The 7,425-nt window shown below is 72.6% G+C and carries 5 protein-coding genes; 4 read left to right on the forward strand and 1 reads right to left on the reverse strand.

All coding sequences use genetic code 11. The features are described 5' to 3' along the window. A partial coding sequence (locus KIK08_RS35560; RefSeq protein ID WP_214407714.1) for an Hsp70 family protein occupies positions 1–1,148 on the reverse strand: 1,148 nt, incomplete at its 3' end. 287 nt (positions 1,149–1,435) lie between these two features. On the opposite strand from KIK08_RS35560, the gene KIK08_RS35565 reads away from it, so the two are divergent. The 4 genes from KIK08_RS35565 (at position 1,436) to KIK08_RS35580 (ending at position 7,145) form a co-directional block, all read left to right on the forward strand. After that, positions 1,436–2,350, forward strand: coding sequence for an IniB N-terminal domain-containing protein (locus tag KIK08_RS35565; RefSeq protein ID WP_214407715.1), 915 nt, complete (start codon positions 1,436–1,438; stop codon positions 2,348–2,350). Between the two features lie 350 nt (positions 2,351–2,700). Then, positions 2,701–3,618 (forward strand): IniB N-terminal domain-containing protein, encoded by a 918-nt coding sequence (locus KIK08_RS35570; RefSeq protein WP_214407716.1) that lies wholly within the window; start codon positions 2,701–2,703, stop codon positions 3,616–3,618. Positions 3,619–3,798: 180 nt separating this feature from the next. Then, the gene (locus KIK08_RS35575) at positions 3,799–5,637 is read left to right on the forward strand and encodes a dynamin family protein (protein ID WP_214407717.1); all 1,839 of its coding nucleotides are present in this window, start codon (positions 3,799–3,801) and stop codon (positions 5,635–5,637) included. Then, on the forward strand, positions 5,634–7,145 hold the full coding sequence (locus tag KIK08_RS35580) for a dynamin family protein (RefSeq protein WP_308258102.1): 1,512 nt from the start codon (positions 5,634–5,636) through the stop codon (positions 7,143–7,145). The genes KIK08_RS35575 and KIK08_RS35580 overlap by 4 nt, the downstream gene beginning before the upstream one ends. The last annotated feature ends 280 nt before the right edge of the window (positions 7,146–7,425 follow it).

Below are 7,425 nucleotides of genomic sequence, written 5' to 3' on the forward strand. Positions count from 1 at the left end.
GTGCCGGCCACGGCGCCCGCGGCCGCGGCGACCGGCGGGATCGCCACGCCCGGCCAGGACGCCGTCGGCTTCGGCGAGACCGACAGCGCGGCCCCCTTGGCGATGGCGTTCTTGGGGTCGGCGTCGACCGCGACCGGTCGGCCGAGCTGCTCGGAGACCAGCTGGCCGACCAGCGGGATCCGCGACGAGCCGCCGACCAGCAGCACCGCGGTGAGCTGCTCGGGGCTGGTGCCGGCCGAGGTGATCGCCGAGCGCAGCGCGGCGACGGTCTCCTCGACGCGGGGCCGGATGAGCGACTCGAACTCGCTGCGGTGCAGCCGCACGGAGCCGCGGGCGCCGGGCAGCATGACCGGGATGGAGACCTCGGTGTCGCTGCTGAGGGCCTCCTTCGCCTCGGTGCAGTCGCGGCGCACGCGAGCCACCGCGGCCAGCACCTCGGGGTCGGTGTCGTCGAGTTCGGCGAAGGCCTGCGGCATGCCCTGGACGACGTGCTCGAACACCGCCTCGTCGAAGTCGATGCCGCCGAGGCGCTCCAGGCCCTCCGGGCGGCCGAGCAGCTCGAATCCGGACGCCCCGGAGTCGCCCTTGCGGACGACGGCGGCGTCGAAGGTGCCCCCGCCGAGGTCGTACACGGCGATGGTCGACCCGGGGGCGACCCGCTCGCCGGAGGCGTAGTGCAGCGCCGCCGCCTGCGGTTCGGCCAGGAAGGTGACCGTGAGGCCCTGCGCGCCCAGCGCCCTGGCCAGCAGCTCCTTCTTGTGCACGCCCCACGAGGCGGGGTGGGTGACGGCGATGGAGCCGGCCGGGCCGCCCTCCCGCTCGGCCACCCGGTCGACGACCCAGCGCACGAGGCGGGCCGAGAGTTCCTCGGGGGCCCACGGCCGCCCGCCGACCACGATGGGGGTCGGGTCGCCGATGCGGCGCTTGAACTCGCGGACCACGCGGTCGGCGTCGGTCAGCGCGCGGCGCTCGGCCGCCTCACCGACCACGACGCCGCCGTCCTGGGCGAGGAAGAGCACCGAGGGGACGGTCGCGTTGCGGGTGCCGAGGGTGACGACCTCGGGCTCCACCCAGCGCCGGTCGGACGACCGGCACACCGCGGCCGCGGTGTAGGTCGTCCCCAGGTCGATCCCGAGCTGGTAGCCCATCGTGGTCCCCTCACCCGCCGCCGGTGCGCCCCGTCGGAGCGCACCCTTTCCCGGCATCGGATTATCCGCGCCGCCCGTTAGCCCTGACCGAGGGCCGTCGCCGGGAATGGGGCGAGTGCCCCCGATCCCCTATCGGGGGCCCCCGACGACCCCCGATAGGGGGGCCGGACGAACCCTGGCCGATCCCCGATGGCCCGCCCGGTCGAGCTGCCTACCTTCGTCATCAGCACCGGGTCGCCGATCCGGAACCACTGCACAACACGAACCACTACCCGAGGGGGGCCATCATGGCCGAGACGCTGTCGCTGCTGGAGTTCATCCGCGAGCTGCTGTTCAACGACGACCTGCGCCAGGACTTCGCCGACGACCCGGAGGGCACCCTGGCCGAGCACGGCCTGGAGAACCTCAGCCCGGAGGACGTCCACGACGCGCTGGTCCTGGTCGAGGACAACCAGACCGCCGACTTCTCCCGCGACTACAACACCGGCGGCAACACGGTGGCCTCCTTCACGCCCCCGCCGCCGGTCGTGCACCACGACGGTGGCGGCGACAGCCACCACCAGGCCGTCGAGTACCTGAACAACTACATCACCAACAACTTCACCACCATCGACGACCGCGACACCATCACCGACAACTCGATCAACCAGCAGATCGACACCGACGGCGGCGACTTCAACCAGGACATCGACGTCGACTCGGTGGTCGCCTCCGGCGACGGCGCCGTCGCGGCAGGCGACGACATCGAGGACTCCACCATCGTCACCGGCGACGGCAACACCGTCGGCGACGGCAACGTCCAGGGCGACGGCAACATCGTCGGCGACGACAACGACGGCAACCTCGTCGGCGACGGCGACGGCAACGTGGTCGGCGACGACAACCAGGCCGTGACCGGCGACGGCAACACCACCTCGTTCGGCTCCGGCGACGCCACCAGCGTCAACGTGGGCGGCGACTTCACCGCCGACGACGGCTCCTCGATCGCCATCGGGGGCAACTCGTCGGTCGACAACAGCGACAACTCGGTGAACGACTCGTTCAACGACCAGAGCGACAACTCGGTCAACGACTCGTTCAACGCCGACACCGACGTCGAGGTCGACATCGAGGACTCGTTCCAGGACAACAGCGACAACTCCACGAACGACTCGTTCAACGACAACAGCGAGAACACGGTCGACAACTCCATCACCGGCTGATCGAGCCGCACCGCCCGCTCCACGGGCGCACCGCGTCGGCCCCGTCCTCCCCAGGGAGGGCGGGGCCGACGCGCGTGCGGGGTCGGCCGGCGCGCGACACCCGTCCGGGTGCCCCGCGCCCGCTGCCGAGGCCCTGACCTGCGGCGCCGGCGGGCCGCCCCGGAACACCCGCACGTGGGGCCGGTCCGATCCCCCGATCCCCCTACGATCGCCCCCCAGCACCCCGGACCACCCCGGCCGACGGACTCTGGCCGATCCCCGATGGCCCGCCGCCGCGCCGGCCCTAGCGTTGTTCCCACGACGCCGGGACCGGCTCCCGGACCAGGTAGCGACACACCTAGGAGAACGCGATGACCACCTCCTCGACCTCCCTGATCGAGTTCCTGCTCAGCCTGCTGCGCGACCCCGACGCCCTGGCCGCCTACCAGGACGACCCGGAGGGCTACCTCGCCTCCTGCGGCCTCGACGGCATCTCCCCGGCCGAGGTGCACGACGCCCTCGTGCTGATCGACGAGGACAACCAGTCCGCCGACTTCTCCCGCGACCACAACACCGGCGGCAACACGGTGCACGTCCCGCCGCCGCCGCCCGCGCCGCACCCGGCCCCCGGCCAGTCCGAGCACGAGGCCGCGATCCAGTACATCAACAACTACGTCACCAACAACTTCACCACGATCGACGACCGCGACACGATCACCGACAACTCGATCAACCAGCAGATCGACACCGGTGGCGGCGACTTCGACCAGGACATCGACGTCGACTCGGTGGTCGCCTCGGGCGACGGCGCGGTGGCCGCGGGCGGCGACATCGACGGCTCCACGATCGTCACCGGCGACGACAACACCGTCGGCGACGGCAACGTCCGCGGCGACGGCAACATCGTCGGCGACGACAACGACGGCAACCTCGTCGGCGACGGCGACGGCAACGTGGTCGGCGACGACAACCAGGCCGTGACCGGCGACGGCAACACCACCTCGTTCGGCTCCGGCGACGCCACCAGCGTCAACGTGGGCGGCGACTTCACCGCCGACGACGGCTCCTCGATCGCCATCGGGGGCAACTCGTCGGTCGACAACAGCGACAACTCGGTGAACGACTCGTTCAACGACCAGAGCGACAACTCGGTCAACGACTCGTTCAACGCCGACACCGACGTCGAGGTCGACATCGAGGACTCGTTCCAGGACAACAGCGACAACTCCACGAACGACTCGTTCAACGACAACAGCGAGAACACGGTCGACAACTCCATCACCGGCTGAGCCGCACCGGCTGAGCGCGGTCTTCGGCCTCCCCGCCACCCGGGGTAGCCTGCCGGGGATGCGACTGTCGGCCCCGCCAACCCGGGAGTTCCCGCGGTGGCGGGGCCGACCTCGTTCTCGGCCCGGGGAGAGCGCCGTGGGCCCCGCCCTCGGCGCCGGACGTGAGGAGGCACGGACGCCGTGGCGGTTCCGGCAGCGGTCGATCTCGTCGACCTCGCCCTGAAGGCGACAGCGGCCTACGGGCGTCCCGACCTCGGCGCCCGGCTGGAGCACACCCGCAAGCGGCTGGTCGACCCCGACGTCCGGGTGCTCATCGTCGGCGAGTTCAAGCAGGGCAAGAGCCAGCTGGTCAACGCGCTGGTGAACGCCCCGGTCTGCCCCGTCGACGACGACATCTCCACCGCCGTGCCGACGATCGTCAAGCACGCCGAGTCGGCCATCGCCTGGGTGGTCCGCGAGCCGGAGGGCGACGGCACCCCGCAGCGCACCGAGGTGCCGGTGGCCAAGCTGGCCGAGCACGTGTCCGAGGGCGGCAACCCGGGCAACCGCAACCGGTTGAGCTACGCCGAGGTGGGACTGCCGCGCAAGCTGCTGCAGGGCGGGCTGGTCCTGGTCGACACCCCCGGCGTGGGCGGGCTGGCCTCGGCGCACGGCGCGGCCACGATGTCCGCGCTGCCCAGCGCCGACGCGGTGCTGCTGGTCTCCGACGCCGCCCAGGAGTACACCGGCCCGGAGCTGGAGTTCCTGCGCCAGGCGATGGCGCTGTGCCCGAACGTGGCCTGCGTGCTCACCAAGACCGACCTCTACCCGCACTGGCGGCGGATCAAGGACCTCAACGAGGGCCACCTGCGCGCCGCCGGGATCGACGCCGACATCCTGCCGGCGTCCTCGTCGCTGCGGCTGCACGCGGCCAAGACCCAGGACAAGGAGCTGATGGCGGAGTCCGGGTTCACCGAGCTCATCCAGTTCCTGCTGCGCCGGGTCGTCGCCCGCGCCGACGACCTCGACCGCCGCTCCACCAGCCAGGACGTGCTCGCGGTCGCCGACCAGCTCAACACCGGTTTCAAGGCCGAGCTGGCCGCCCAGGAGAACCCGGAGCGCGCCGCGGCGCTCGTGGGCGAGCTGCAACGGGCCAAGGCCCGCGCCGACGAGCTCAAGCAGCGCTCGTCGCGCTGGCAGATCACCCTCAACGACGGGGTCGCCGACCTGCAGTCCGACATCGACTACGACCTGCGCGACCGGCTGCGCGCGACCGGCCGCGAGGCCGAGGAGCTGATCGACGCGGCCGACCCGGCCGACATCTGGGAGCAGTTCTCCGAGTGGCTGCACCAGCAGGTGTCCTCGGCGGCGTCGGCGAACTTCGTCTGGGCGGCCGAGCGGGCCCGCTTCCTGGCCTCCCAGGTGGCGGAGCACTTCGCCGAGGGCGCCGACATCCCGCTGCCCGACCTGCGCTTCGACCAGTCGCAGAGCATCGCCGGCAAGGTGGAGGCGCTGGCCAAGCCGGAGGTCGAGAAGTTCGGGGTCGGGCAGAAGCTGTTCACCGGCATGCGCGGCGGCTACGGCGGCATGCTCATGATCGGCATGGCCACCACGGTGGCCGGGCTCGGCCTGCTGAACCCGGTCTCGCTGGGCGCCGGCGTGCTGTTCGGCGGCAAGACCGTCCGCGACGAGCGCAAGCGGTTGCTGGCCAAGCGCAAGAACGACGCCAAGCAGGCCGTCCGCAAGCACATCGACGAGGTGACGTTCCAGGTCGGCAAGGGCTCGCGCGACATGCTGCGGCGCACCCAGCGTTCGCTGCGCGACCACTTCTCCAGCCTGGCCGATGAGGTCAGCACGTCGCTGGCGCAGTCGGTGCTGGCCGCGCAGAGCGCGGTGAAGACGGACACGACCGAACGGGAGCGGCGCATCAAGGACCTCAAGGCCGAGATCGCCCGGGTGGACGCGATGGCCGAGCGCGCCCGGAAGCTGGCCGCCGGCGTGGCGCCGCAGGCCGCGGTCGCGGTGGGGAAGGCCTCGTGACCTACCCCCCGGTCGCCCCCGCGATGTCGCAGGGCGCCCCGCCGCTCGGCTCCGCCGTGCGGATGCTGCTGCGCCGCACGATCGACACCTACCGCGACAGCAAGCAGGCGGCGGGCTGGTTGGAGCACAACCTGTCGCGGTTCGACGAGCCGCTGCGGGTGGCCATCGCCGGGAAGGTCAAGGCCGGCAAGTCGACGCTGCTCAACGCCCTGGTCGGGGAGCAGATCGCGCCCACCGACGCCGGCGAGTGCACGCGCATCGTCACCTGGTACCGCGACGCGCAGGTGCCCAAGGTGATGATGTACCCGCGGTCGGCGCCGCCGCGGCAGCTGACGATCTCGCGCTCGTCGGGCGGGCTGAGCTTCGACCTGCTGGGCACGCCCGTCGAGCAGGTCGAGAAGCTCGACGTGCAGTGGCCGTCGCAGAGCCTGCGCACCCAGACCCTGATCGACACCCCGGGCATCGCCTCGCTCTCCCGGGACACGTCGTCCCGCGCCGGCGCCTTCCTGGCCCCGGACGACTCGCCGAGCCAGGCCGACGCGGTGCTCTACCTGATGCGCCACCTGCACGCCACCGACGTGCGGTTCCTGGAGTCGTTCTACGACCAGGGCGTGGCCAAGGCGACGCCGATCAACACGATCGCGGTGCTGTCGCGGGCCGACGAGATCGGCGTCGGCCGGCTCGACGCGCTCAGCTCGGCCCGCCGGATCGCCCGCCGCTACCGGGCCGACGACAAGATCCGCGGGCTGTGCCAGACGGTGGTCGCGGTGGCCGGGCTGCTGGCCGAGACCGGGCGCACCATGCGCCAGGACGAGTTCGCCGCGCTGACCCAGCTCGCCGCGCTGCCCCGCGCCGACATCGACGCCATGCTGCTGTCGGCCGACCGGTTCTCGCGCACCGAACTCGACGGCGCCGTCGCCCCCGACCGCGACGCCAGGGCGAAGCTGATGGAGCGGTTCGGGCTGTTCGGGGTGCGGCTGTCGACCACGCTCATCCGCCAGGGCATGACCGACCCCACCGCCATCGCCGCCGAGCTGGTCAAGCGCAGCGGCCTCGACGACCTGCGCACCGTGCTGAGCACCCAGTTCGCCGAGCGGCGCGACCTGCTCAAGGCGCGCTCGGCGCTGCTGGCCATCGACCTCGTCCTCACCCGCGAGCCGCGCCCGGCGTCCGCGCCGTTGGCCGCGGAGGTCGAGCGGATCCTGGCCGGGGCGCACGAGTTCGCCGAGCTGCGACTGCTCTCGACGCTGCGCTCCGGGGCGGTCAAGCTGGCCCCTGAGGTGCTGGCCGAGGCCGAGCGGCTGCTGGGGGCCGACGGCGGGTCGGCGGCGGCGCGGCTGGGGCTCGACCCCGCCACCGGCCCGGACGAGCTGCGCTCGGCCGCGCTGGACGCGGCCACCCGGTGGAAGCGCCGCTCGGAGAGCCCGATGTCGGGTCGCGCGGTCGCCGACGTGGCCCGGCTCGTCGTGCGCAGCTGCGAGGGCGTGCTGGCCGGCCTGCAGCGCTGAGCCGGTCTCGCCGGTCCGGCGGTTGCGCGGGACCGTACGGACCGGTATTCGCGCGCGGTAGCGGCTCGGCGACGGCGCCGGGACCCTTTCCGGTACCCCTCGGCGGGAAACCGACCGGCCCCATCGTGGCCTTGTGACCCCACCGGCGGGTCCGGCACCGTCGTCGCGGGGGCCGCGCTCCACGGCCCCCTGCCGCTCCCCCGGGCGGCACGGCACGCTCCCCAGGAGTACGACCATGATCAACCGCCACGCCGCGCGGGCGGTCGGGGCCACGGCGCTC

The organism is Pseudonocardia lacus, assembly GCF_018531445.1.
GTDB classification, from domain to species: domain Bacteria; phylum Actinomycetota; class Actinomycetes; order Mycobacteriales; family Pseudonocardiaceae; genus Pseudonocardia; species Pseudonocardia lacus.